Below are 26,371 nucleotides of genomic sequence, written 5' to 3'. Positions count from 1 at the left end.
TTACTGTTCTACAGCCTTTTTCTCGGTGACAGGAGAGGCGGCAATCGGTAGGTCATCTCGCAACTCCAGAATGCGATCAACGACAATTTTTTCCCCCGATTCGACTCCAGAGAGAATCCTATAGGATTGTCCTTGAATACCTCCCAGTGTTACCGGTTTTTGGCGGGCTACTAAGCTATTGCTGCTTTTTTCCGCGTTTTTACTCGGCTCGGCTACATAGACAAACCGCTGGGCTCCGATGGCCGTCACAGCGCTGGTGGGGATCAGCAGACCTGGCTTTTGATCCCAAATAATGCGTACCCGTACATACTGATTATTACGCAGGGTACCGTCATTGGCAAAAACGACCTTGGCGAGGATCGACTGACTATTTTGGTCGGTGGTGGGCGAAACAAAGCTAATACGACCAACCTTTCCTCCCTTGCCATCGGGTTGCACCATTTCCACCGGCAGGCCGAGACGGAGAGAACTGGCCCGCTCAACGGGCACATTGATGTTCATCTCAAACTGGCTATTGTTGGTAATCGTGGTAAAGTTTTCCCCTTGTCGCAGGAAGTCCCCCACCTTAGGTGTAATACTCCCTACCGTTCCATCAATGGGGGCCACCACCCGGTTGTAGATTAACTCCTGAGTATTAACGCCCAACTGTCCTCGGGCCTGGTCGATGGCGGCCCTCTGAGCATTAATATTGGCGCGGGCAATGTTCACCTGTTGTTGGGCAGACTTAAGATTCTCCTGGGCCTGCCGCAGGGCCGCTTGAGCCGCCTTAACACTACCAAGGTTAGCCTGCACCGTGGCCTTGGCCGCCTGTACGGTTTTGAAGGCCGCTTCGGTGTTCGCTTGGGAATCCTTGAAGGCCGTTGTTTTATCGTCTAAATCCTGCTGGGGCTGTACTCCCGTTTCTACCAAGAACTTGGCTCGCTTGAGATTGATGTCCGTCAGGTTAAAAGTGGCCTGGGCACGTTTCAGGTCTGCCTCCCGAGTTTTCAACACCTCTTGGGCATTGGCATAGTTGGCCTGTTGGGTGGCCACATTAGCCTGTTGGCTAGCTACATTGGCCTTGGCCGCGTCCCGCTGGGCCTCAGCACTCCTCAAGTTAGCCTCCGTTGCCGACAGATTAGCCCGTTGGACATTGACATTTCCTTGAGCCGCATTGACCTGTTCCTGTTGTTGGGTCGGCTCTAGCAGGAGGATTGGATCCCCTTGTTTCACCAACTGGCCAAAATCGGCATAGATTTTGAGGATCCGTCCGTCGATTTTCGGCGCCAACTGCACAAACTCACTGGCAATTAGCGTGCCTACAAATTCATTGCTATCGATTACCGTTGCCGGTTCCAGGGTTTGAACCTGAACAGGAAGGGCCGGGGGGGCCTTGGTTTGGGCCTGGCGATCACCACAGGCCGAAACGAGGCAGGCCAACAGAGTCAAGCTCAACACTGGACGGGGAAAGGGAGGGTAAACCATAGAACTTACGTGCAGTAATCGCTTGGGGCATAAAGGTTACCCCAATGCTATAACAGACCCGAAAAATCAGACTCAGCTATTTGATTGAAAGTAACCGATGGACTTTCTAGGGTTGGGCCTGCTGATAAGCAGGGAAGAGGTCGCGGGGAAAATCTTCGGCGGCTAAGCAGGTATCCATAGCCTTGATAGGGGTATAGTTCGTATCTCGACTCAGGGCAATCACACATTCTGAATGGCGACCTGGCAGGAGACTTTGGCGACAGGAATTGAGAGCAGAGAGGGATAGGCTGTTGGGATCGGAACTACTGCCCTGGGGCTGATAGCCGTCGAGGGTAGCTGCTTGAATATCGACCACGCAGTTGCCTAGATCAACGGGACGACGGACTTGGAAACAGGATTGGAGCGCCACGTTCCCACTCAAGGTCGTCCCCCCCCGAATGATGGCCACACATTGAGATAACTCCTTGGGAATCAGGGCCTCTGCACAGCCGGCCGCCGCCGCCTCTGGGCTCACGTCATTGTTAGTCAGTTCAGTGACACACACATCAAACTGGTTCCAGCCTCCTGCACTCTGGGCCGCCGTGGGAATCCAGGCCAAACTCAGTGTGAATAGACCCAACGAAAAAGACAGGATAGACTGGGGGCGAAGGAAAGGAATAGTTGGCATCATAAGCACACGTAATCAATGAAGGGGACGAACTTAGCCAAATGGATTGTAAACAGAGACGCTAATAAGAGCAAGAAAGATCCCAAGCAGGAAAATCAAGATGTAACCGAAGTGAAGGTGGAGGGATTTCCGAACGTGGGGTTAGTGAACCAAGGAAACTTCAAGGAAATCGAAGGTAGACGGGGCGAGACTTAGAAGAACCGACATAGCTTGCCAGTAAAGCGCAATTCTAGCGGAGAAGCGGTACGGAACACAACAGCTAAGAAAAGACGCTATGTTAAAATCAGCAATACACAGGGCAAGCTGAGGTGATGGATTTAAGTCATGTTTGAACGCTTCACAGAAAAAGCTATAAAAGTAATCATGCTCGCTCAGGAGGAAGCCCGTCGCCTCGGACACAACTTCGTCGGCACGGAACAAATTCTCCTGGGTCTGATCGGCGAAGGCACCGGCGTCGCCGCCAAGGTCTTGAAATCAATGGGGGTTAATCTTAAGGATGCTCGCATTGAGGTCGAAAAAATTATTGGGCGGGGCTCCGGCTTTGTCGCCGTTGAGATTCCCTTTACTCCCAGGGCCAAGCGCGTCCTGGAACTGTCCCTCGAAGAAGCCCGCCAACTGGGTCACAACTACATTGGCACGGAACACCTGTTGTTGGGTCTGATCCGCGAAGGGGAGGGGGTGGCCGCCCGTGTTCTGGAAAACTTGGGGGTTGACCTGTCCAAAGTGCGGACTCAGGTGATTCGCATGCTGGGTGAAACCGCAGAAGTTGCCGCTGGCGGCGGTTCCCAGGGCCGTACCAAAACCCCTACCTTGGATGAGTTTGGCTCGAATCTGACCCAAATGGCGGCGGAAGGCAAGCTCGATCCCGTGGTCGGCCGCCAAAAAGAAATTGAGCGGGTGATTCAAATCCTCGGCCGCCGCACCAAAAATAACCCCGTCTTGATCGGGGAACCGGGCGTGGGTAAAACCGCTATTGCCGAGGGCCTGGCCCAGCGTATTGCCAACAAAGATATTCCCGACATCCTGGAAGAAAAACGGGTTGTGACCCTGGACATTGGCCTCCTCGTAGCTGGTACCAAATACCGGGGGGAATTTGAGGAACGCCTGAAAAAAATCATGGATGAAATTCGCCAAGCCGGCAACGTCATCCTGGTGATCGATGAAGTCCACACGTTGATCGGTGCGGGAGCTGCCGAAGGGGCCATTGATGCCGCTAATATTCTCAAACCGGCCCTGGCTCGGGGCGAACTCCAGTGCATTGGGGCCACCACCCTGGATGAATACCGTAAACATATCGAACGGGATGCGGCTCTGGAGCGCCGTTTTCAACCCGTGATGGTCGGTGAACCCTCGGTGGATGAAACCATTGAAATTCTCTACGGCCTGCGGGAGCGCTACGAACAGCACCACAAGCTGAAAATTCTAGACGAGGCGCTAGAAGCGGCGGCCAAACTCTCTGACCGTTATATCTCTGACCGCTATCTGCCCGACAAGGCCATTGACTTGATCGACGAAGCTGGTTCTCGCGTTCGTCTGATCAACTCCCAACTTCCCCCAGCCGCCAAGGAACTCGATAAGGAACTGCGGCAAATCCTCAAGCAAAAGGATGATGCAGTGCGGGCCCAGGACTTTGATAAGGCTGGGGAACTACGAGACCGGGAAATGGAGATTAAAAAGCAGATCCGGGAAATCGCTTCCAGCAAGAAAAATGAAGACGGGGGAGACGAACCCCAAGTCACCTCGGAAGAGATCGCCCACATTGTGGCCTCCTGGACAGGGGTGCCGGTGAACAAGTTGACGGAAACCGAATCCGAAAAACTCCTGCACATGGAAGACACTCTGCATCAACGGCTAATTGGCCAAGAAGATGCGGTGAAAGCCGTTTCCCGAGCCATTCGACGGGCGCGGGTGGGCCTGAAAAACCCCAATCGTCCCATTGCCAGCTTCATTTTCTCCGGCCCGACCGGCGTTGGTAAAACCGAATTGACCAAGGCCCTGGCCGCCTACTTCTTCGGTTCCGAAGAAGCCATGATTCGTCTGGATATGTCTGAGTACATGGAGCGCCACACCGTTTCTAAACTGATTGGTTCTCCGCCGGGCTATGTCGGCTACAACGAAGGGGGCCAGTTAACAGAAGCGGTTCGTCGTCGGCCCTACACCGTCGTGCTCTTTGATGAGATCGAAAAGGCCCACCCCGATATCTTCAACATGCTCCTGCAAATCCTAGAAGATGGCCGTCTGACCGATGCTAAGGGCCGCACGGTAGACTTCAAAAACACCCTGCTGATCATGACCTCCAATATTGGCTCCAAGGTCATTGAAAAAGGCGGCGGGGGCCTCGGTTTTGAATTCTCCGACAATCAATCGGAAGCTCAATACAATCGCATTCGCTCCCTGGTGAATGAAGAACTCAAACAATACTTCCGTCCAGAATTCCTGAACCGTTTGGATGAAATTATTGTCTTCCGTCAGTTGAATAAGGAGGAAGTGAAGGAAATTTCCGAAATCCTGCTACGCGATGTCTTCACCCGTCTTGTTGAGAAGAATATCTCCCTGACCGTGACCGACAAATTTAAGGAGCGCTTAGTGGAAGAGGGCTACAATCCCTCCTACGGTGCGCGTCCCCTGCGTCGGGCCATCATGCGCCTACTTGAAGATGTACTGGCGGAGGAAATTCTCTCCGGTCGTCTCAAGGAAGGCAGTGCCGCCGTCGTCGATATTGACGGGGATGGCAAAGTAATCGTCCTTCCTGCGGCAGAGCGGGAACTGATTGCCCCTGGCGTTGAATAGTCAGCGATTGGTAAGGATAGTATCCTGATCCTCGGGTGGAGGGCCCTGTCGGCCCTCCACCCTTTACTTTTGTCGTCTTATTCCTCCTATCTCGCATTCCTACCGTGACCGAATGGATCGATGGCCAGGCCTTGGCCCAATGGCGACGGATGGCCCAACAACAAGCCCAAGACCAGGGCCTTGACCCCAAGGAATTGGATTGGTTGCTCCAGCATTGCACCGGCTTAGACCGCCTGGCCCTGCACCTGGAAACCTTTACTACCCAGACCGCTATTCCGGCTAACCATAACCTAGATGCGCTAAAGGCCCTCTGGCAACGTCGCCTCCAGAACCGTTATCCGGTGCAGTATCTACTGGGGAAAGCCCCCTGGCGACAGTTTTGGCTCCGGGTTTCCCCTGCTGTGTTGATCCCTCGACCAGAAACGGAATTATTGATTGATATTGTACAGGAACAACTGGAACGGCCCGAAAACCAGGCCCTGGCCAGAGGTAACTGGGTTGACCTGGGAACAGGTAGCGGGGCCATTGCTCTGAGCCTAGCCGATTTGTTACCCCAGGCCCCCCTGTATGCTGTTGACAAGAGTCCTGAGGCCCTGGCCGTTGCTCAGCAAAATAGTCAAGACTGGGGATTGAGCGAACAAATCCAGTTTTTACAAGGCTCTTGGTGGGAGCCCTTGGCCCAGCTCCGGGGCCAGTTTGCTGGGATGGTGTCGAATCCTCCCTATATCCCTCGTCAAGAGATCCCCCAACTCCAGCCAGAAGTAGCCCGCCATGAACCCATTGCGGCTCTCGATGGAGGCCTGGATGGTCTGGATTGTCTGAATCAATTGGTGGATACTGCGCCCGACTATCTCCAAGCCGGTGGCCTCTGGCTAGTAGAATTAATGGCCGGTCAGGCCCCCCTGATTCAGGCCCGTTTGGAAGAGCAGGGATGTTATCACTCTATTCAGATCCGACGGGATTTAGCAGGAATTGAGCGCTTTGTTTTGGCCTATCGTTGTTAATTGTCGCCTATGCCCCTTGTTACTGCCTCTACCCTGATTGAAGCGGCCCGGAAGGGCCAAGTGGTGAGTTTTCCCACCGATACTGTTCCGGCGCTTGCGGTTCTTCCCCATCAGACCCAAGCTATCTATCAGCTCAAACAACGGAGTTTGGACAAGCCCTTGATCCTGATGGCCGCTGATATAGCGGATCTTTTACCTTATCTTGCAGGAACTGAAGCAGAACGCCAACAATGGCAGACAGTAATGGCCCAGTATTGGCCGGGGGCCCTAACCTTAGTTCTTCCCGCATCTTCCCTTGTCTCCCCTGATCTCAATCCTCGCCAGGATGGCAGCTTAGGAGTCCGGATTCCTCAGCATCCCCAGGCCCTAGAGATCTTGGCTCAAACGGGCCCGCTGGCAACTACTAGTGCAAACTTATCGGGTTCTCCCCCCTTGATAATGATGACAGCCATTGCCGAGGCCTTTCCCACGGTTTTGACGCTGGCAGAAGATTTATCAGTACAAGCTGGGGCCTCCGGCCAACCCTCTACTGTGATTCAGTGGTTGGCCCCAGACTGGCAGGTCCTCCGCCAAGGCTCCGTTGTTTTGAAGGACATTAAGGAGAGCTAGCTTCCGTAACGTTGGAGTCTCTATCACTCATTGAGGACTGGGGGTAAAGTCTGGGTGTTATTGCTTTTTACCGGGAGGGATAAAACGAATTTCAATACGTCTCCTACTTTCATCCGGTTTGCGATTGATTGAGGCTAAGTTCCCTGAAGCATCGTAAAGTTGCCCCGCTGAATAAGCTTTGAACTCTATTTTCCGAAATCGTCCCGTTTTACGGATTTCCTGAATTACAGCTAAGGCCCGCATTAAACCGAGATCCGTATTAGAACCAGGCGTCAGTACTTTAACGGTAGCTTGTCCAGCGGCAACAGTCTCTAGTCTTTGATCTAAATTACTAGCCATGTTATTTTCTTGTCCATCGGTGTGACCGATAACTTGTACAAATTCAATGGCTCCCTGTTTTTCTTTGACAACTTGTTCAATAGCAGGAATCACTTGTTTGGTAATATAAAGCTTGAGCGGTAGAGTTAGCTCAGCACTGCCAGAGGGAAACTTAAAATTGCCTGATTTTTCATCAATTACAATGGGGGATGCACTTTGTAGTTTACGATTCAAGTCGGTTGCTTGAAATAATGCCAACAACAAAAATAGACTTAAAATCATAAAAGCATTGGACATTAAATCAGTAAATGCAGGATATATATTTAAAGAATCTATTTTTTTCTGATGGCGGTAGCTTTGAGGCATAAATAAAAAAAGATCGCTAATGAATGCTAAATACTACTTAGATTTTTTTCTGATTAATGGCATTAATTAGTTCATTGAGTTTGAGGTTGATCTCTCTTAAGTTGCCAAAACCTTGATTGATGCTTTGATAAAGTCTAACTATTTCTTCTCTATTTTTGCCTGTTTCTTTGATTGCTAGCTCTTCTAAACTAACAGAATTTGTATTGAGAGACTGTTGAATTGTTTCTACTAGGCTTTTAGTCAGCATATTGATTTCAGGCTTGATATTTAAAGCTTGCTGGTATTGCTGAAGGGTTAAAACCAGCTTAGATAACTCGGCTTTGATTTGACCTAGTTCTTGATTTTCGATGGATAATTGTTGTTGACTAGACGTAAGCCATTGACTGGATTGCTGGTTTAGAGCGCTAACTTCTTGTCCTAGAATTTCAAGAGCTTTTAGCTTCTGACTTGAATGGTTATCAATTTGTACAATATTCTCTGTCGATGCCTGTAAATCCTGTCTGATATTTTCAAGTGAAGAGGAATAGTCTCGAATGGCATCGGTAATTTGTTGGAGATTGATTGAATTTTCCCCTAGTTTTTGAACCACGTTTAGGTGGAGATAGTTAACTAATTTCTGGAGGCTAACAAGATAGCTCTGTTGATATTTTTGAAGAGAGAGGCTTACGCCTTCAATACTAGAATGAATTGACTGAAAATCCTTGCTTACCTCTGCCATTTTTTCCTGATTGACAGTGAGTAAGCTTTCGGATCTCTGGTTAAGCAACTTAATATTCTCTCCCAGAGAAGTAACTTGATTGATCGCTGATTGAAAGTCTTGAAGAAGTCCGGCGATGGACTGAGTGGAGTTGAGGAGAAAAGCAGAAGATTGAGCAAATTGTTTTTGTGTATTATCTAGCAAGAATGAAGCTTCTAGCAATTTGCTGGCAAAATCGCTACTTTTAATGATTTCTGATGCTTCTATAAAACCTAGAGAGCTATCTTGGAGCTGACGAGCGGATAACTGCATTTGCTCATAAACACTTTCTGCCAAATCTGTTGCCTTTTTATTGTTTTCTATTAGGGATTTTATATTACTCCCTAGAATCTTGGTTGTTTTGGCAAATTCTTCATGAGTATCCGCTAACTGATTTCTCCATTCCCATAAATTATTCTGGTGCTGTTGCATTCCATTAACAGCCCTTTGAATATCCGTAGATGAATACTTAAAGCTTTCAGCAGAGCTTTCCAGGATTGGGAATAATTCCTTGATCGAGCTTACATTTTCTTCAAAAATCTTCATTTGATGTTCAAACGAATTAATTGAATGATTGAAGCTTCTACTCCAAGAAACTAGTATTGCTTCCAGCGTTTTAGGTTGATTATTTTCTACCGCTGAACCAGATCTCCCCGGATGAGATACTTGATCAAAGACAATCTCATGCAGCACATGTTTTAACATTGGCTTGAGAGCATCAACAAATAAATTTATATTTCTATTTCTGCTATTTTCTTCTCGTCTATGATCATTGTCTAAAATATTTTCGAGTCTTGCAAAAAGTTCGTTTCGAGCTAAATCAACATTAAATATAAAATTTACAATGGTTATAATTGAGCTAAAAACAATAGCTATTAAACTACTCAGAAAAGCAATCCCCATACTTTGCAATGGCCCTTGAAGATTACTAACAATAACACTGGCTTCACCTCCATTTTGGTTGATGATTCCACTAATGTCCTTTAGGTTTAGAGTGATGCCTAAAAAAGTTCCTAGAAGTCCGAAAGCAATCAGCAAATTAGGTAAAGACTGGGTAAAATAGTTCCAGGGTTCACACTGAAGCTTAAACCATAACACTTTGAATTTGTGTTCATGGTAAAATTCTTCTAGGATTGCGCCAGCGTTAAGTTTATCTGATTTTTGACTAGCGATATTAAATTTCTCTTGGATTACCCGAGCTTTATCTTCACTGGGCTGCTTGATATAAGCAATGGTTTTTTGTAAGTCTTTGTAAATAGCAATGCGACATATTATCGCTATGACGCTGGGTATTACAATAAAGATCAGAGAAAAATAGGTAATATATGGAGTGAATAATCTGAAGAAATCTGCCATGATTATCGTATAACTATACGTTTGCTTATAATAGGAATACTTTTTTTCTAGAGGAGGTTTAGTTTAGGCAATAATTTTATCTACGTTTTTTAAAGATATCACATTCTAATTGATTGAGCCAATGACTATAGTGCAAATGACAGATTATTTTAGTGTTCCTGTTCCTTTAGGGTAGTGTGATGAAGGCTCGATATTCACCTAGGTCTGTTTCCCTCAGGGGCTTTGGTCGTTGGTCAAACGTAATTTCCCCAGGATTCTCCCTACTCTTGGCTACAGCAATGGTTGGTATTGCCAACTTACCTGCCTGGGGCGCCTGGAATTATCAAACATTGAAGCAGGTTGAGCAACAGCTTAACCAATTTCTAGCCGCCTTACCCCAGGGAGAAACGGTGCAGCCGCCGCGGGTTTTTGTTTATGAAGGAACGGCGGTTAGTCCCTGTGGCCCAATTGAAACGCCGGCCTATTGCCCAGGGGATCACACCGTTTATTTAGAGCTTAAACTTCTGAATGCGGCCAATCAAGCCTTGGGGGACTACGCTGCCTATGTGGTACTGGCCCATGAGTATGGCCATGCCTACATAACTCAGATGAATCAGCATCCTGAAGGAAAAGCAGGAGAACTCAAAGCCGATGAGTTTGCTGGGGTGTTTACCCGCTATGCCCAAGAAAAAAATCTCTTGGAAGAGGGGGATGTAGAGGAGGCCCTGAAACTGACCTTTGCTGTAGGGGATCACAACTATTGGGATAAAGGCCACCACGGCACGCCTGAGGAACGAGCCCAGGCCTTTCGCCAAGGATTTACCGGCAGTTCTCAGACTTTTGCGTTTAGAGGAACGCAGGACAATTCAGGCACGAGACAGGAGCCCCCAGACGTCCCTGTAACTTCTCCAACGCCAGTACCACCGAATAGTGCGCCGGCACCGACTCACCGTTCGTTTTCGGCTGGATTGTTTGTGATCCCCTTTTTACTTCTGATCGTGCCATTAATCGGCTTGGGAATTTATCAACTACTGAAGGACGATGATGTTTAAGACTTAGGCCGGTTGGACAGTGGTCAGATAAGATGTCATCGTGGGCTCTCTGCCATGAAAATAAAGAGTTGCTCACCCCCGTGAGAAGGAAGATTCAATGAGTGACAGCATCTCCAGTACTATTAAGCTTCTCATTAAAAATGTTAGTGATTTGACTCAGGAAATTCGTATTCTGGAAGAAAAAATTCGCGCTCTTGAGGAGAATCAAAATTCTTGTCGCTCTGTTCCTGTACAGGGCCTGGGCTGGATTCAAGAGGAAAATGAAACCCGCTTAGATTTGCCCCTGAGTCGTTTGCTTCAAGTCTATGGGGAGTTGCCACAAGTACTAGAGCCAGCTTGTCGACGGGTAGCGGTGGTGATGGATTACGATGGCGAGCGTCCGGTTTTAGACCGTAACCCCCAGGGGAATTATTGGGTTTTAAAATTGCGGCAAAACTATTTTTTATTCCCAAGGCCCGGTGCCTTTGTTAAGTTAGTGGCCCTGGAAAGTTTACAAAATCTATTTGACGCAGAAGGGAAAACTCCGGATATTAGTCCACAGGAATTTATGGTCAAAAAACCAGCCAAACTGGATCTACTGAAGCGCCATGAACGCTGGCAATTGGTGGAAAAAGGCCAGATTCGTTTTGGAGAAGCCTCTCTAGAATTTAAGTGGCAAGAGGAAATTCAAACCCTACGAGATGAGTATCGGCAATTTAATAATCTTCTCAAAACAGTGGGAGAAGCCGGTTTAGAAGCGGCCCTGACCACTCAACACTGGCAACAACAATTACATTTACTCTATGGGCCACCGGTGAGTATTATCATCAATACCTGTATGCCCATTGCCTACGCGGTTTATAAGGGGCCAATGCTGGTTCCCTGCAATGTCATCACGGCTAGAACCTGTTTAGTGTTACCGGCCTGGGACCGGGGCCTGCCCTGGGAGACCTCTATCTACGCCAAGTTTCACAGCAAACACAATAAAGATGTTCTCCGCTCCCGCAAGGATCATCCCGTCCTGCCAAATCAGCCCTATCTCAAGGAAATTAATTGGGAAACCAATCACACTTGGGCCATTGTCAATAGTTATGATGAGGCCTCTGCGGTGGTGACCCGTCTTAATGATAATTGGGGGCCTCTAGATTAAATCCATGGCTGTCAATATCCTAATGGCTTAACAAAATCTTAATGTACTACCATTGGCTTGGAGTGATAGGATGACTAGACAGTCTGGTCAATGTACTAGCTCAATGGTGAGTTTTTTTTTCTGACAGTGCAGGGACAAGATGATTAACAACAACAGGGGTCGGTGAAAGAAATCGTATGAGATTGTTCAGTCTACGCTCCCTCTACTCGGGTCTCTTACTACTCCTTTTGTCAGGCTGTGGGCAAGGATTAAATTGTGTGGAGCAATCTTCTGGCCCAACGAATCAAGACCCTTTTGAAAACGTGCAAGTGGAATTGGGGGTCGATGGCAGTGGTTCCATGCTGGGCTATGTGAACCAACGGGGTAGTCGTTATGCCCAAACCATTGATTCTCTTAGTACTCTATTGTCGGGGAAAGCGGTACCAACCCGTTATTGGCGTATTGGCCGGGGGGCCCAAGTTCAGGACACGCAGGCATTATCTCCTACGGAATTTTTGAAGGCCCGGAATCCTGAATTTTACTCGGCCTGCGAAGCCAATGCTAATAACCAGACTTTTCCCTGTGTCAGTAGTACTCTAGAGCAAATTTATGATATCAGTGGCCCTAATCCCAAGCAGGACACGCTACGGATTCTGCTCACAGATTTGGAGCCGGATAATGCGGCAGTGGGACAGTTGTCGGGCCGAATCAGTAACCTCCTCAAGAAGAATCCAGGCTACAAGGCCATGCTAGTGGGAGTCCGCAGTCAATATAACGGTGCCATTTTCCTTGCCGATACAGGAAAAGCGGCCCTGCGCTACGACACCACCGGCAAGAATATTGACCGCCAAGGTCGTCCCTTTTATGTCCTAATTACGGGGCCGAGTGGGGCAGTGGATGCCTTGGTTGAGCGGTTTCAAAAATTACCGCTGGATGTTAATCAGGCCATTCGAGCCTCATCTTTTGCCTTAGATGGGAGCGATACCCTCGCCATGGACCGGAGCCAGATACCAGATAAGCTTAATCCCTGCATTGACCAAGCCGGGGCCATTAACCGCCAAAAACCGAGACGCGACCAACAGGAACAATGGCTTCTTTTGGAACAAACCTGTGATAGCAAACCGCTGCAAATCACCCTCCCCTCCCAGAGCAGTATCATCTTGGCAGGCAGTGAGCAACTCCGTCCCCAGGACTTTACGGTTTCCAACCAGGCGCTACAAATTGATCAGGTGACGAATGAGCAAGGCAAGATTGTCTTAAACCTCACCCTTGACGGCAGTAAGTTTGCCCCAAAAAAAGGAGAAATCATGACGATTGACCTGAAAAAGCGAGCGCTTGACCGGGCCACGTGGCAGGGCTGGCATACTGATGTCTCGGCACCAAATGGAGCCAAAACCCAAAATCTGAATTTATTTATCGGAGGTTTACGGGATGCCGTGGAAAGTGCAGCAAGCAAGCCGACGCAAAAGAAGGCCACGGAACAGGCTGTTAAGTATTGTTTAGGATTTACCCGTTTTGAATAAATGATGGAGCTTCGTCCATGAAAACTAAAGAATTTATCGCCCTAGTGGTGACCTGGGCCATTGCCACGGTCGTCATTTTATGGCTACAACCCTACCTTTTTTCTTCCGTGATTCCTTTCAGCATGAACAGTAGAGAACTGGATAATTGGCTGGGGGGCGTATTCTGGCCAACTACCTGGATTGTCTATGGCCTAGGCATTTTCTTAACGCTGATTTGGCTGGGAAAAGCCGCCAAGGGCCACTACAGTAATGCCAGCCAAGTGCTCTCAAACGGAGGAATTTGGTGGTTATTATGTATTTTCTGTGGCCTACTGAGTTTGATCGGCTTTTTGATCATTTCCTTTTTTACCGGCTGGTTAGATGCGAGTCAGAGTCTAGAACCCCTCTGGATCCTACCGCCGTTTATTGTTTTGGATGTCATCTTGTTGTATTGGTTACCGACAGCAATCGCTACGCCCCGCTCCCTCCGATATATTCCCCCCTTTTCCATGACCCTACGCAAACTATACGGAGGTTAAACCCATGCGCAAAATTTATGTGATTGGTGTCGGTGGTAGTGGTGCCAAATGCATTGAAACCGTCGTCTTTCTCCATGCCCTCGGGGTTTACGGCAATAGTCGCCTTGGGGTTCTACTCATTGATGCCGATGCGGCCAATGGTAATTCCCAACGTACTCAAATTAATCTACAAAATACCCTCGATTGTCATCGTCTCCTCAAGCCTCACTTTGAACACACCAGCGGCTTTATGACCGGAGAGTTTGAGAATTACGGCACCTGGAATCCCTTAGGTAATGTAGTCCACAACAGTAACCTAAGCAGAATCTTTAACCGGCCCCTCCTCAAGGCCTCTGCTGGCCCCTTGGCCCAACTCTTTGACGTCCTCTATAGCCCCGATGAACAGGCCGCCGATCTAGCCGTCGGTTTCCGGGGCCGGCCCCCCATTGGTTCCGCGGTCATGAGCCGTCTCGATTTAGAGAATACCCAAGCCACCAGCCTGAGTGATAACTGGCAAAAATTCTTTAACCATATCCAGAGTGATTGCGGCGGTGGCGATAAAGTCGCGATCCATCTCTTTGGTAGTATTTTTGGGGGGACAGGGGCCTCTGGGGTTCCTACGCTAGCGGCACTCATTTCTAACCAGTTACGGGCCAATCAAATTCGAGATAGTGTCCACCTCAATGCTTCCTTGCTGCTGCCCTATTTCGGTTTTGATAGACCCGATGATGGTGACCAAACCGTTTTCGCAGAAACCAGTTTCTTTGCGCTGAATACTCAGGCGGCCCTGCAGTATCTGACGGAACATTCTCAGGGCATTTTCGACACGGTTTATTTAATTGGCAATCAGGAACGGAAAAAATATGAACCCTCAACCGGCGGCGTCCAGCAACAAAACGATGCCCATTTTGTTGAACTCTATGCAGGCCTAGCGATCAACAACGGTTTTGAGCAACCCATCGAGAAAACCCAGGCGGCCTACATTAGTCGTAGCAGTACTGACCGTCTGCTCTGGAAAGATTTACCCGATAGCGACCTAGTGAAGGAACGGCTTAGTAAAGGCGTGCGTTTTACCTATAGTTGGTACTATAACTTTGCCCTGGAATTAGCGGCCGCCCAACGATTAGGGCCGAAGAAATTTGCGAAGGGAGCACCGTGGTTTCCCCGCTTTTTTAGCCTGAAGAAAACTGGGGAGGAAAATTTACCTGCCTTCTCCGAAGAAAACCAAAAAAGACAGGCCGATGCTTTAGAGCAATGGGCCCGTAGTTTTCTGATCTGGGCCAAACAAATTGCGCAATCTCACCATCAAGGCGAACAACTCTTCCGTTTACAAAGTCTGGTGCAGGCCCTAGAAAACTCGAATACGCAACGCCAGTACGGAGAGAAACTGGGCGAGTTGGTGATCGAGAGAAACCAAAGTGCCAAGGCCGAACAGCAAGATCGTCTGGATACCGTTAAAAATCGCTTGGCCGATCAAGGAACTAAGGGCCACGGTGTCCTGGGGTTGGCCCATGAACTCTTTACCCTCTTGTAATCCTGTGAGCCGGAGGCCCGCCGATGACTGTCTCTTTACCCACCACCTACTCTTTCGAGGCCTATTGCCAGTATGACGATCCTGATAATCGTTACGAATGGGTCAATGGCCAACTGGAAAAAATGTCTCCACCCACTTTTCTGCATTTACTCATTGCTGATCGGCTAAAAACGCTCATTAATCAAGAAATTCAACGATTACAGTATCCTTGGATTTGTTTATCCGAAATTGGGGTCAGGACGGGCTGGCAAAAGTCTCGGATTGCCGATCTAGGCGTGATTCCCCGTCATCAGGCCCTAGAGTCCTTAGAAAAAAACGCTATTTGCGATGATCCTCCCTTACTATTGGTAGAAATTGTGAGTCCAGATTCAATACAACGGGATTATCGCTACAAACGGTCTGAGTATGCAGCGCTGGGGGTCGCAGAATATTGGATTGTTGATCCCCAAGAACAAAAAATTACTATTCTCTGCTTGAATGAGGGGCTTTACGACGAACAGGTTTGCGAGGGAGAGATGACGCTGACGTCACCACAATTTCCTGAATTACAGCTTTCCGTTCCAGATGTCCTAACGATTGCTTAACTGAATTTTTTTACCTTTGTCATTAACAAATTATGGTTACTCCAACGCCCGGCAACGCCAACTACCATCCCCTCCTGCCCAAAACCACCCAGAATTTTCCGGGCGGTAATGCCCCCGGCCAATGGAATATCGCTGACGTTCCCCTCTTCAACCGTATCGGCAGTAGTTTAGACTTTGACACCGGCATTTACAACGAGATTAATTCGATTCCGAGTCCTTGGTCGCGGGCCCTGCAGTTTATTTCTGCGATTCGTAACGATAGGTACCCCAGTCGGCAATGGTTAATCGAGCAGTATCGGGGCTTGTTGGCGACGATTGCCTTATCGGAAAACCTCAACCTGGGACTGCAAGCGGTGCGCATCAACCTCCAGGACTATCAAAACAATGAGTTTGGGCGTTCTTTATGGAAACTCCTACCCAACGAAGACTACAACGTCCTCGAAGGTCAGTCGGGACAGCACCCTTGGGCCCAACTCTACCTCTTTACCCTCGAAGGCCATGCCATTGGCTTTACTAGCCCCGCCACGCTGATTGTTCCCAGTGGCTACCTCAAGCCTGAAGTGGAACGACGGATTCCCTGGATAAAGAATGGTTTTTTTACCGATCCGATTAGTAATGGCCTAACTTCCGCCTATAAATCCTTGTTGGCCTCTTGGTTGCAAAATCTGCACTCGGCCCTGCTCCGTAATCCCGTCAATCGCACCCTAGCAGGAGAAATTGCGGCTGAGTTGGATCAATTCCAGCAGGCCTTGGGAGTGACTCAATTAGCTGTATTTGAACCCTCAGAACGCCCTATTCCCTTCGGGGAACCCTTGGCACCGCCTTGTCTCGATGCTTTTAAACCGGCCAAGATGGTAAAACAGGAATCTAATGTCCGTGTCCTTTGCTCTACAGGGTTTACACCGACCAAACAACTTTATTTGATCGATCAAAATAACTTACCGGCCATCATGAATCGGTCGGCGCGAGAAATCAATGTCATCGATGCCACTTCCCTAGAACATTTACCGCCCAATCTCCTTCAGCGTAGTGATGCTCGCTTCTTTACCCCAGCCGATTTATTTACCGAAAATCTGTATTATACCAAGGTCAAAGGCTCATTACCGGGAACTTGGCTAGACCGGAAACTGAATCTGGATAATCTCAGCATTCTCCTTCCCTTAAATCCGATTCTAAGAGACTATTTTAGTAGCCAAGATTTGGAAAAAAATGTCCAATTAGAGCCTTGCACTACGCCGGAAGGGCCAGGCGTTAGAGTAACGCTAACGCTGAAATTATCTGGCTTTAATAATCAATCCGTCACCTATTCAACCCACAAGAATTTTCCTCTGAAAGCTGAAAATGAAATTACCCTGGCCCTGCCAACCCTGGCCCTCTGGCCTAATGTGCCACCAGGTAATTGGCGAGAGTATTTTCTCTTTGTTGATGTTGCTGAAGGCTATGGTGGCCTGGCGTTTAACATTGAGCAACCAACAGAGCAGGCCATTCAGGAAACCAGTCAATCGGGGCAAGAAAAATATCGCTATTGGAAATGTGAACGTTACCCCGAAATTTTGTCTGCGATAGATAATGAAGCTCGCTTTTTAGGGCTATTACCGTTGAGCATTCCCCAAACCCAAGCGGGTAACGCCGGTACTTGGACAGTAGGAGTTGATTTTGGGACATCTTTCACCAATGTTTATGTCCGTCGTGGCAATAGTGAACCCAGTCGCCTCAATTTACGGCCGAATCTGTTAAAAATTACTCGAGGTCTGGAGGACATCCAAGCTATTACCTACCGAGAGTTTTTTATCCCCGATGTCTTGTTACCCGAGGGTGACAATCCACCTTTATCGACGATGTTGACAACCAGGGGTTGGCAGGAAGTAGAGGCCAAAATTCCCAATATTGTGAGCCATGCCCGGATTTATGTTCCCCGACTAGATAAATTTAGCTTTGACAATGAATACATCAAAACGAATGTCAAATGGCAGAATATTCAGTACCAACGTCCCTTTCTAAACCAGTTTTTGACCTTGATTGCTGCCCAAGCCGCTCAAGATGGAGTACATACCATTGAATGGGGCGTATCCTATCCCTCGGCTTTTTCCCAGGGAGAACAAAATCGCTATGAAGTGACCTGGCAAAATTTATTGCAAGAACTCAGCCAGAAATCTGGCCAAACCCATCGTTTTTTAGTCAACCAGCCACTACGCACGGAAAGTATTGCTTTTGCTCAATTCTTTGGGGACATTCTCGAACAGCAACTAGTACATACCACCTGCGTTGATATTGGCGGCGGAACCTCTGATATTTCTATTTGGAGCAAAAATAAGTTAATTCACCAGGCCTCTGTTCCCTATGCTGGCCGCGATCTCTTTCATCAGATTCTACGCCCGAATTTAGCCTATGTGGGAGAAATTTTTGGTCTTTCCACTGCGGATGCTAATGCTTTTCGTCAAGAGCTATCAATTCGCAATAACTTTAACTCCGCTCTCGATACTTATTTACGGGGTAATGCAGAGAAAATCCTAACCAATGGGTATGTGATGAATGCTGACCGGCCCCGTAGTCGAGAATTTCGGACATTGGTAGCTTTCTCCCTGGGGGGACTTTTTCACTATCTAGGACTGATCCAAAAATACTTGGTTGAGCAAGGTATTTCCACGGAAAATGAATACGTCACCTCTGTTCTTATTGGTGGAAATGGATCTCGTTTTATTCATTGGCTAACCACTAGTGGCCGCTACACCTCCAATGCGGGCATCAATCAACTTCTCGGCGGCATTTTAACCCAGGCTTCGGGGTCTCGGATTAATCCAGAAGAAGATCTTGTCAAGCTTTCTCCCCAACCGAAGGAAGAAGCCTGTGGAGGTCTGGTAGTCTTACCCAATGGGCAAAAATTAACAGGCTGGCAGGAAGCTCGCAAGGAATCTATTTTTGCAGGGGAAGTGTGTGTCATTAATGGCCAAACTTTTGAGCCAAATCAACGCTTTGATCTCAATCGTAATTGGGAAACCATCGAGGAATTTCGAGTGGAATCCTTTAATGAACTAGAACGGTATCTAAAGAACTTTAATGCGGTGATTGCAGATCAGCAGTTAGAGGAAATTGAATCTCTACGGCACTTTGGCAAAGGAGGGCTATTCACCATGTCAGATGATCTGCGCAACCTCTTACAGAAATCTGTAACTCAAGCCTGTATTCACAAGGCCGGGCCCATTGCGGAATTTGAGCCGGAACCTCCTTTCTTGTTAACGCTCCGGTGTTTTATTGGTATTTTGGCGAATCAATGGTCTAAGGCCGCAAGTTAAAAAAATAGTGAGAAATTATTATGAAAAAACGCTCTTTTGCTATCTTGATCTCAGCTTCCAGTTGCCTAGCCTCGACAGTCTATCTGCCTAGTTGGGCAATTGATTGTCCTGATATTCCTTCGACAGTTCAAGAAGTTACGGTTAAGGATGATCAGTCGATGCTCAAGCCTCAACCAACAAAAAAAGAAAATGATTCCAATCGACCAAAAATCAAACAAGGAGATAAATTAAAAATTCGTGATACCAAAGCAACGCTTAGTGAAAGTCACTGTTGGTACAAAGTAAATCCTGCTGCTAATTCTGACTCAAAAGAATGGTGGATTGCTGGGGATGTAGGAATTGTAGAGTTTTCTCAGTGGAAAGAAGTAAAAAATCAACAATCTCCCGCTCTTACTCCAGCAGAAAAATCAGAGTCTAATACACAGAATAGAAACGAAAAATCAAATCCTCTATGGTTCTGGGTAGCAACTATTGCAGGATTCATAAGCATTTCTGGAATCATTAGTAGCATTGTTTTTTTGTTTTTAAGACTCCATAAATCAAGCGAAAAACAACGAGAGCTGTCTGGAAATATAAAAGATATAGAAATGGTCTTAACTAAGGTCAAAAATCAGGTAGATCAAAATCAAAAATATATTACTAAGCTTAACGAACGTAGCCAAAAATCCAAAGAGGTTTTCAAAGAAATTGATCAAGAAATAAAGTCTCTCGATGATAAATATTCTTCTCTACTACAGTCACAAAATACAGTAACTGCAACGACCAATTTCAATAATAGAGAGTATGAAGAAATAAATGCCGTCGCTGAATCAATTTTTCCGAATGAACCTCCAAATCCTATAAAAGCTATAGTCGATCAATTCAACAGTCAAAATCAAGATTATTTCAGAGATCCCCGCTTTCAACCATTGACTCTAAGCCAACAATCTATCCAAGGCCATATTGGGTTAAATGCGCGTCGAATCATGCAACTCGAAGCCCCTTCTGATCCATCTCAAGGTTCTTATCTCTACTTTGAAATTGATCAAGAATTCTGGCTCATCCCGAATATTGCCTCACCCTATATAACGCAGATTATGCATAATCTAAATGAAAATCCAGAAATTTTTGTTGTTCACCTTGGCTCAGGAAGGTTGAAACTAGTAAAACCAGCAAAGCTCAAACAAATCAATGCCGGCCTTTGGGAAGTCGAAGAACCTGGCAAGTTTGAGTCACTCTAGATTATTCGTACATTTCATACGTCAGACGTAGCAAGGGTGCATCCCAGTTAAGATAGTATACACAGGCTAGGGGGAGAAAGACGGTTGAAATAGGCACATTGAAGGCGTCAGATTAGACTGAGTTGATATGAACTCTTTCAAGTGGGATGCACTCACGTAGCAAATCGTGGAGGATCGCAGGCCCTTTTTAGATCAACGAAGAGTAAAACCCGCTACCCTGAAACCGTTCTACCCGTAAGATATTTTGATGTGTGACACACATTTCCTAGTGACGACCTGGCACGATGACTATCTTGGCCAAGCGGGCCTGGATGGACTGGAAGTCTAGATTTTTACTGACAAATACTAAATTGGTTTATCAGGCCTTGTCATTAAGAATTACTTCTTTAACAGACTACTACCGGTGGTACGTCTCAAACGTCCTCTGAGGGAAATTTCAGGTAAAATCAAGAGGACGTATGCTCCCCCTCTAGCCTAATTGCCGAACTGCTATGATTCGCCGTCGTTCCGCCCCCTGGATTCATCGCTACTCCCGTCTGATCATGGGGGCCATTGCTGTGATTGGTATGCTAATTACAGCCTATTTAACCTATGTCTCTTTTACTGGGGGTAAAACAGCTTGCCCCGTCGATGCCACTACGGGGACTTCTGGTTGTGATTTAGTCCTGCAAAGCGCCTATGCCAAGGTCTTTGGACTACCCTTGAGTCTCTTTGGGCTGTTGGCCTACACCGCGATGGTAATTTTTGCCCTAATGCCTTTTCTAGTCAATGCTGAGACGAATAAGAAACAGCGGAATCAAATAGAGAGTCTGACAGGCCGATTTTTGTTAATCGGGGGAACGGCCATGGCCGTCTTCAGCGGCTACTTAATGTACATCTCTTTTTTCAAGCTGAATGAGGCTTGTCTCTATTGCTTGAGCTCTGCTACTTGTTCCTTGATATTATTTATTTTGTCTATCATCGGCCGGGAGTGGGAAGAAGTGAGTCAAGTCTTTTTTACAGGAATTTTGGTGGCCATGGTGACCCTGGTGGGAACCCTGGGCCTGTATGCCAATGCCAGTGGGCCAAGAGTCAATGCTGACGGCAAAATTCCTATTCCTGAAATTACCAGTCAACCCAAGCCGCCCATTGGCTGGAGTATAACCACAGAGTCTGGCCCAGCTGAGATCGCCTTGGCTCAACACCTGACCGATACCAAAATTAAAATGTACGGGGCCTTTTGGTGTCCCCACTGTTACGAGCAAAAGCAACTCCTTGGCAAAGAAGCCTTCAAAAAAATCACCTACATTGAGTGCGATCCCAGCGGCAACAATCCCCAGACTCAGGCCTGTGTCGCCGCCAAGATTCAATCTTTTCCGACTTGGGAAATCAATGGTCAGATGAATCCGGGGGTTAAACTACCGGAGGAGTTAGCCCAGTTAAGCAACTATCAAGGGCCACGGGACTTTAAATACTCGCTCAAACGCTAGATTAGCTGTCGTCATCCTGACGAGGCTAAACCTTTAGGGTGAGTTAGGAAACCCCTACAGGTCAATGGAAAGAACAGGAGGCCGTATAATGCTGGAAATATTCAAATCGTCTTGAGTAATACCTTTTTTATATGGACTCCAAACCAACCGTTATTGTAACTGGGGCCTCATCGGGAGTTGGCCTCTATGGCGCCAAGGCTTTGATTGACAAGGGCTGGCATGTGGTGATGGCCTGTCGTAACGTGGATAAGGCCAAAAAAGTAGCCCAGGAACTTAATTTTCCCAATGATAGCTACACTATCCTGAAACTAGATCTGGGTCACCTGGATAGTGTCCGGCGGTTTGTTAACCAATTTCGAGAACTGGGGCGGCCCCTCAATGCCCTGGTCTGCAACGCCGCTGTCTATTTTCCTCTCTTGAAGGAACCCCTCTGGAGTGCCGATGGTTACGAACTTTCAGTAGCAACGAATCACCTGGGTCATTTCCTGCTCTGCAACTTACTTCTAGAAGACCTGAAGCAATCTCCTGCCCAGGATAAACGTCTGATTATTTTGGGCACTGTGACCGCCAATAGTAAAGAATTGGGAGGAAAAATTCCTATTCCCGCCCCGCCCGACCTGGGCAATTTTGAAGGTTTTGAGGCCGGTTTCAAGGCCCCAATTACCATGATCAACGGCAAGGCCTTTAAATCAGGCAAGGCCTACAAGGACAGTAAACTGTGCAATATGCTGACCACTCGGGAACTTCACCGCCGCTTCCACGACAGCACCGGCATCGTTTTTAATTCTCTCTATCCCGGTTGTGTTGCCGATACTCCCCTCTTCCGTAATCATTATTCCCTGTTCCGTACCATCTTTCCCTGGTTCCAGAAAAATATTACCGGCGGCTACGTTAGCCAAGAATTAGCTGGTGAACGCCTGGCCCAAGTCGTCGCTGACCCCGAGTTTAAGGAGTCCGGTGTCCATTGGAGTTGGGGCAATCGTCAAAAAGCGGGACGGGAGGCCTTTGTGCAGGAACTATCCGCCGCAGGCAGTGATAGCGCCAAGGCCAAAAAACTCTGGGAACTTAGTGAAAAACTGGTGGGCTTAGCGTGAGGTTTCTGTAATCCAAACCGTGACGGCGGCCACGGCAATTAACATTTCGTCATTCTGATCCGCTAATTCTGGAATTGCCCGGCCCTGCACCACCATACCGCCCTTTTCCACGTGCAGGGTTTTTTGACCAAAGGGGAGTACCGCTAACACATTCTCTGCTCGCACAGCTTCGGGGTAGGGAACCGCCACTTGCACTTCCACCACCATTTGGTTGGGGTGTTCTAGGCCCGCAACTTCCCAGATTCCTGGCAGAGCATTATGGGCGATGGCATTGCGAACGGCCCGCGCACAGGCCACCGTTGGATCCTGCCCATGCTGATCAATGCCCATACCCATTTCGATGATAAAGCGCTTACGATCCATCCGCTTAGGGGCTTTTCTTTTGTTTATCGGTCTGCTTATTGTAGCGTAGGCTCGTTGCCCTAGCCGTCAACTTTGAGCCATTGCCAATAGAGTTGGTGATGACTGTCCCAAATCCAGCGGCCTTCAAGGTGGGGATGGTGGATCTGAAAGGGACTAGTGGAAGCGGTCTTTACTTGAGGGGTTTGGGTACCGCTAGTAATTGGGGTTGCATTCGTGATCATGATCCTACCTCCTAAGCCATATCCTGGCTGGGATGATGAAGTTAAGGTGGACAAAATTCTCTTAACCAATCCTTTACCTTTAGGATAACACTGGGGCATCGAACTTTTGTTTTTATTGCAGAATCTTGATGATCCCCAGCTTTTTCAAGTCATTATCTGCGGATTTTCCGTGAGTTGACTGAGCGACTGCGACTTGATTTTTAGTTAATCAATCCTTAATATTGGCGACGACACCCGCTTGGAAGAGGCGGCCAATCACATCTTCGATGGGAGGATCATTAACGCTGAGGTCGAGGACATCCAACTGGGCCAGGATCTGGGCAATGGCCCCGGTGAGATTCTCCTGGGGGACTAAAAAGCGGACTTCCTGGCCATTAATACTTTCGATTTCGCCGTAGTGCTGTAGCTTTTCCGCCGGCCAGGGCTGGGCCAACTCCACTTGCACTTCTCGAAAGGGAGCATAACGCTCGACTAACTGTTCGAGGTCGCCATCGTACATTAACTGGCCCTGGTGGATCAGAAGCACACGCTCACAGAGGGCCGTAATGTCCGCCATGTAATGACTGGTTAAAAGAATGGTGGCTTGGTAGCGCTGATTGTATTCCCGTAGGAAGTCCCGCACGGCCACCTGGGCATTAACATCCAGGCCTAGGGTCGGTTCATCCAGGAAGAGGACTTGGGGATGGTGCAGGAGAGCGGCCAGTAGTTCGGCTTTCATGCGCTCCCCCAAGGATAATTTGCGGACGGGTTGCTTGAGTTGTTGGTTGAGGGCCAGCATTTCACTCAGTTCCCCCAGCCGTTGCTGAAAGGTCTCATCGGAAATTTTATAGATAGCCGCATTGATACGCAGAGAATCCAGGGTGGGCAAGTCCCAGATCAATTGCTGCTTCTGGCCCATCACGAGACTCATCTTTTCCAGAAATGCAGGCTGTCGCCGAAAGGGATCAAAGCCTGCCACCCGAACCTTTCCCGCCGAAGGATGAATCAACCCCGTCAACATTTTGAGGGTTGTGGTTTTACCGGCACCATTGGGGCCTAAAAAACCGACGACCTCCCCCGCCTGAATCGTAAAGGAAACATCCTGGACGGCTTTAACTTCCCGATAGGTACGATGCAAAAAATGGGCCAGGGTCCCCTTCAAGCCGGGAGACTTCACTGCAACGGGATAGGATTTACTCAGATGATGAACCGAAATCATACAGATTACGCGAGCAGGAGGGCCTTTCCCAGCTTAACGGTTTCCTTGAAGACAGGCCTAGCAACCCTAGATAGAGAAGGGGAAGAATCTCCAAGCATCCGCTATCCTTTGAAGAGTCTTGACGATTTCCTAAGGATTTTCCTTGTGAGCAAAAATACATTTTTTCTGGTTCTACTGCTCTTTCTCCCCCTGTCCTTGGCGGCTCATTTTCTAGAGTGGGGAGAAACCCTCGTTTTTATCTTGGCTGGCCTCGCCATTGTTCCCTTAGCTGCTTTTATGGGCACGGCAACGGAGGAGATTGCTGTGGTGGTCGGCCCAAATCTGGGTGGTTTAATGAATGCCACCTTTGGTAATGCAACAGAACTTATTTTGGCCTACGTGGCCCTGCGGAGCGGCTTGGTAGATGTGGTCAAGGCCACACTAACCGGTTCAATTATCGGTAATTTACTATTGGTGATGGGATTTGCCATGTTTTTGGGTGGATTACGCTACAAGGAACAGGAATTCCAGCCTGTGGCCGCCCGCCTCAATGCCTCCGCCATGAACCTGGCGGTGATTGCGATCTTGCTACCGACAGCCCTGAATTTTTTTACGGTCAATGAAATCCAGGAAGTCGTCCTGCAAAAACTATCGGTGGCGGTGGCCCTGGTGCTGATCGTGGTCTATGGCCTGTCCCTCTTCTTTTCCATGAAAACCCATACCTATCTTTACGATGTTGGTGTTGCTGAGTTAGAGGAAACAGACGCGATCGTTGCCCATGATTCGACGGCTCAACCCAATCTTTGGCTATGGGTCGGGGTTTTGCTGACCGTAACCCTCGGTGTTGCGATTGAATCTGAGTTATTGGTGGAATCCCTAGAAGTAGCCACGGAAAACTTAGGTCTAACCCCCCTCTTTACCGGGGTTATTCTACTGCCCATCATTGGTAACGCTGCTGAACACGCAACGGCAGTGACTGTCGCCATGAAGAACAAAATGGATTTATCGGTGTCGGTGGTCATGGGCTCTAGCCTTCAGATTGCCTTCTTTGTGGCACCAGTGTTGGTGATTGCCGGTTGGTGGATGGGCCAACCCATGGACTTAAATTTTAGTCCCTTTGAATTGGTAGCAGTGGTGGTCTCGGTGCTGATCGTTAACTCCATTAGCAGTGATGGCCGCTCCAATTGGCTGGAGGGAATTCTGCTGTTGGCGACCTACATTCTGCTGGGCCTGGCTTTCTTCTTTCAACCGGCCTAGCCAGTACGTTAAGGACGGCGCAGGTAATTCACTAAGGCCTGGAGCCCTAAACGGTAACTATCCAGGCCAAAGCCACTGATCTGGCCGATGGCAATGGCAGCAATATAGGAGTGATGTCGAAAAGCCTCTCGCTGGTAGATATTGCTGAGATGCACCTCAACGGTAGGCAGGGCCACGGCACTGAGGGCATCTCGCAAAGCGATGCTGGTGTGGGTATAGGCACCGGCATTGATTAAAATGCCTTGGTGTTTTTCCCTAGCCTGGTGGATAGCATTCACCAGTTCTCCTTCTAGATTAGATTGTTGGCAGTCCAGGGTAATGCCCCATTGCTCTGCATCGTGGCCCAATCGTTGATTGATATCGGCTAGGGTCATTGTGCCATAAATTTGGGGTTCGCGCAGGCCTAGCAAATTAAGGTTAGGGCCATGCAAAACGAGAATACTTAAAGGAGAAAGCGTACTGAGGGGAGCAGACATCCCGGTATTGAACTATTAATAAGTCCGAGAACGACGGTCTTGGACAGGGATTGGTACTAGCTCCGGTTCGGGTTCCGCTTGGGGGCCAAGTAGGCCTTCAATGATTTTCTGGGCTAATTCCCTGAGCTTATCCAGTAATCTTTCCAAGTAGTCCATCGGCTAGACGGCTCCTGCTACCGTAGGGTTCTCCACAGGTCTATCATCCTGTTAGCAT

At 48.0% G+C, this 26,371-nt stretch carries 23 protein-coding genes; 14 read left to right on the top strand and 9 right to left on the bottom strand.

Translation table 11 applies throughout. The annotated features are described in order from the left end of the window. Together ABXS88_RS12425 and ABXS88_RS12420 are read right to left on the bottom strand one after the other, a co-directional pair. Complete coding sequence (locus tag ABXS88_RS12425) at positions 1-1,464, bottom strand: efflux RND transporter periplasmic adaptor subunit (RefSeq protein WP_353672362.1); 1,464 nt, start codon at positions 1,462-1,464, stop codon at positions 1-3. Between the two features lie 106 nt (positions 1,465-1,570). Continuing rightward, positions 1,571-2,134, bottom strand: a complete 564-nt coding sequence (locus ABXS88_RS12420; protein WP_353672361.1) for a hypothetical protein — start codon at positions 2,132-2,134, stop codon at positions 1,571-1,573. 321 nt (positions 2,135-2,455) lie between these two features. Here ABXS88_RS12420 and ABXS88_RS12415 point away from each other — a divergent pair, with 321 nt between their 5' ends. From ABXS88_RS12415 to ABXS88_RS12405, 3 genes are all read left to right on the top strand, one after another. Next, positions 2,456-4,921: an ATP-dependent Clp protease ATP-binding subunit gene (locus tag ABXS88_RS12415; RefSeq protein ID WP_353672360.1), complete on the top strand. Its 2,466-nt coding sequence runs from the start codon at positions 2,456-2,458 to the stop codon at positions 4,919-4,921. Between the two features lie 104 nt (positions 4,922-5,025). Next, positions 5,026-5,925 (top strand): peptide chain release factor N(5)-glutamine methyltransferase, encoded by a 900-nt coding sequence (prmC, locus tag ABXS88_RS12410; protein ID WP_353672359.1) that lies wholly within the window; start codon positions 5,026-5,028, stop codon positions 5,923-5,925. 9 nt (positions 5,926-5,934) lie between these two features. Continuing rightward, positions 5,935-6,534: an L-threonylcarbamoyladenylate synthase gene (locus ABXS88_RS12405; RefSeq protein ID WP_353672358.1), complete on the top strand. Its 600-nt coding sequence runs from the start codon at positions 5,935-5,937 to the stop codon at positions 6,532-6,534. Positions 6,535-6,591: 57 nt separating this feature from the next. On the opposite strand, the gene ABXS88_RS12400 is transcribed toward ABXS88_RS12405, so the two are convergent. Further along, a complete protein-coding gene (locus ABXS88_RS12400) occupies positions 6,592-7,218 on the bottom strand; it encodes a flagellar motor protein (protein WP_353672357.1) in 627 nt (208 codons plus the stop codon). A gap of 37 nt (positions 7,219-7,255) precedes the next feature. After that, entirely contained in the window at positions 7,256-9,310 is a 2,055-nt protein-coding gene (locus tag ABXS88_RS12395; RefSeq protein ID WP_353672356.1) for a hypothetical protein, read from the bottom strand. Between the two features lie 278 nt (positions 9,311-9,588). Here ABXS88_RS12395 and ABXS88_RS12390 point away from each other — a divergent pair, with 278 nt between their 5' ends. From ABXS88_RS12390 to ABXS88_RS12345, 10 genes are all read left to right on the top strand, one after another. Continuing rightward, positions 9,589-10,341 (top strand): neutral zinc metallopeptidase, encoded by a 753-nt coding sequence (locus ABXS88_RS12390; RefSeq protein WP_353672355.1) that lies wholly within the window; start codon positions 9,589-9,591, stop codon positions 10,339-10,341. 97 nt (positions 10,342-10,438) lie between these two features. Further along, entirely contained in the window at positions 10,439-11,470 is a 1,032-nt protein-coding gene (locus ABXS88_RS12385) for a hypothetical protein (RefSeq protein ID WP_353672354.1), read from the top strand. 257 nt (positions 11,471-11,727) lie between these two features. Beyond that, positions 11,728-12,972 carry a hypothetical protein gene (locus tag ABXS88_RS12380; protein ID WP_353672353.1) on the top strand — a complete coding sequence of 415 codons (1,245 nt, stop codon included), beginning with the start codon at positions 11,728-11,730 and terminating at the stop codon, positions 12,970-12,972. 17 nt (positions 12,973-12,989) lie between these two features. Further along, positions 12,990-13,490, top strand: a complete 501-nt coding sequence (locus ABXS88_RS12375) for a hypothetical protein (protein WP_353672352.1) — start codon at positions 12,990-12,992, stop codon at positions 13,488-13,490. Between the two features lie 4 nt (positions 13,491-13,494). Further along, positions 13,495-15,003, top strand: coding sequence for a hypothetical protein (locus tag ABXS88_RS12370; protein ID WP_353672351.1), 1,509 nt, complete (start codon positions 13,495-13,497; stop codon positions 15,001-15,003). A gap of 23 nt (positions 15,004-15,026) precedes the next feature. Next, positions 15,027-15,587 (top strand): Uma2 family endonuclease, encoded by a 561-nt coding sequence (locus ABXS88_RS12365; protein ID WP_353672350.1) that lies wholly within the window; start codon positions 15,027-15,029, stop codon positions 15,585-15,587. 32 nt (positions 15,588-15,619) lie between these two features. Further along, positions 15,620-18,880, top strand: coding sequence for a hypothetical protein (locus ABXS88_RS12360; RefSeq protein WP_353672349.1), 3,261 nt, complete (start codon positions 15,620-15,622; stop codon positions 18,878-18,880). A gap of 20 nt (positions 18,881-18,900) precedes the next feature. Beyond that, positions 18,901-20,100, top strand: coding sequence for a hypothetical protein (locus tag ABXS88_RS12355; RefSeq protein ID WP_353672348.1), 1,200 nt, complete (start codon positions 18,901-18,903; stop codon positions 20,098-20,100). A gap of 491 nt (positions 20,101-20,591) precedes the next feature. Next, positions 20,592-21,569 carry a vitamin K epoxide reductase family protein gene (locus ABXS88_RS12350; protein ID WP_353672347.1) on the top strand — a complete coding sequence of 326 codons (978 nt, stop codon included), beginning with the start codon at positions 20,592-20,594 and terminating at the stop codon, positions 21,567-21,569. Between the two features lie 131 nt (positions 21,570-21,700). Continuing rightward, on the top strand, positions 21,701-22,663 hold the full coding sequence (locus ABXS88_RS12345; protein ID WP_353672346.1) for a protochlorophyllide reductase: 963 nt from the start codon (positions 21,701-21,703) through the stop codon (positions 22,661-22,663). Here ABXS88_RS12345 and ABXS88_RS12340 read toward each other — a convergent pair. The 3 genes from ABXS88_RS12340 to ABXS88_RS12330 all read right to left on the bottom strand — a co-directional run bounded on the left by ABXS88_RS12340 (position 22,655) and on the right by ABXS88_RS12330 (position 24,445). Then, positions 22,655-23,026, bottom strand: coding sequence for a Lin0512 family protein (locus ABXS88_RS12340; protein ID WP_353672345.1), 372 nt, complete (start codon positions 23,024-23,026; stop codon positions 22,655-22,657). The genes ABXS88_RS12345 and ABXS88_RS12340 overlap by 9 nt on opposite strands. Positions 23,027-23,085: 59 nt before the next feature. Next, a complete protein-coding gene (locus ABXS88_RS12335) occupies positions 23,086-23,247 on the bottom strand; it encodes a hypothetical protein (protein WP_353672344.1) in 162 nt (53 codons plus the stop codon). A gap of 208 nt (positions 23,248-23,455) precedes the next feature. Beyond that, positions 23,456-24,445: an ATP-binding cassette domain-containing protein gene (locus ABXS88_RS12330; RefSeq protein WP_353672343.1), complete on the bottom strand. Its 990-nt coding sequence runs from the start codon at positions 24,443-24,445 to the stop codon at positions 23,456-23,458. Between the two features lie 135 nt (positions 24,446-24,580). Here ABXS88_RS12330 and cax point away from each other — a divergent pair, with 135 nt between their 5' ends. Further along, positions 24,581-25,681, top strand: a complete 1,101-nt coding sequence (gene cax / locus ABXS88_RS12325; protein WP_353674820.1) for a calcium/proton exchanger — start codon at positions 24,581-24,583, stop codon at positions 25,679-25,681. An 8-nt stretch (positions 25,682-25,689) separates the two neighbouring features. Here cax and aroQ read toward each other — a convergent pair whose 3' ends face one another. Together aroQ and ABXS88_RS12315 are read right to left on the bottom strand one after the other, a co-directional pair. Further along, a complete protein-coding gene (gene aroQ / locus ABXS88_RS12320) occupies positions 25,690-26,157 on the bottom strand; it encodes a type II 3-dehydroquinate dehydratase (protein ID WP_353672342.1) in 468 nt (155 codons plus the stop codon). Between the two features lie 15 nt (positions 26,158-26,172). Then, positions 26,173-26,313, bottom strand: a complete 141-nt coding sequence (locus ABXS88_RS12315; protein WP_353672341.1) for a hypothetical protein — start codon at positions 26,311-26,313, stop codon at positions 26,173-26,175. Positions 26,314-26,371 lie beyond the last annotated feature (58 nt).

The organism is Synechocystis sp. LKSZ1, assembly GCF_040436315.1.
Classification (GTDB): Bacteria; Cyanobacteriota; Cyanobacteriia; order Cyanobacteriales; family Microcystaceae; genus Synechocystis.
This window is presented reverse-complemented; position numbering and strand designations above follow the sequence as displayed.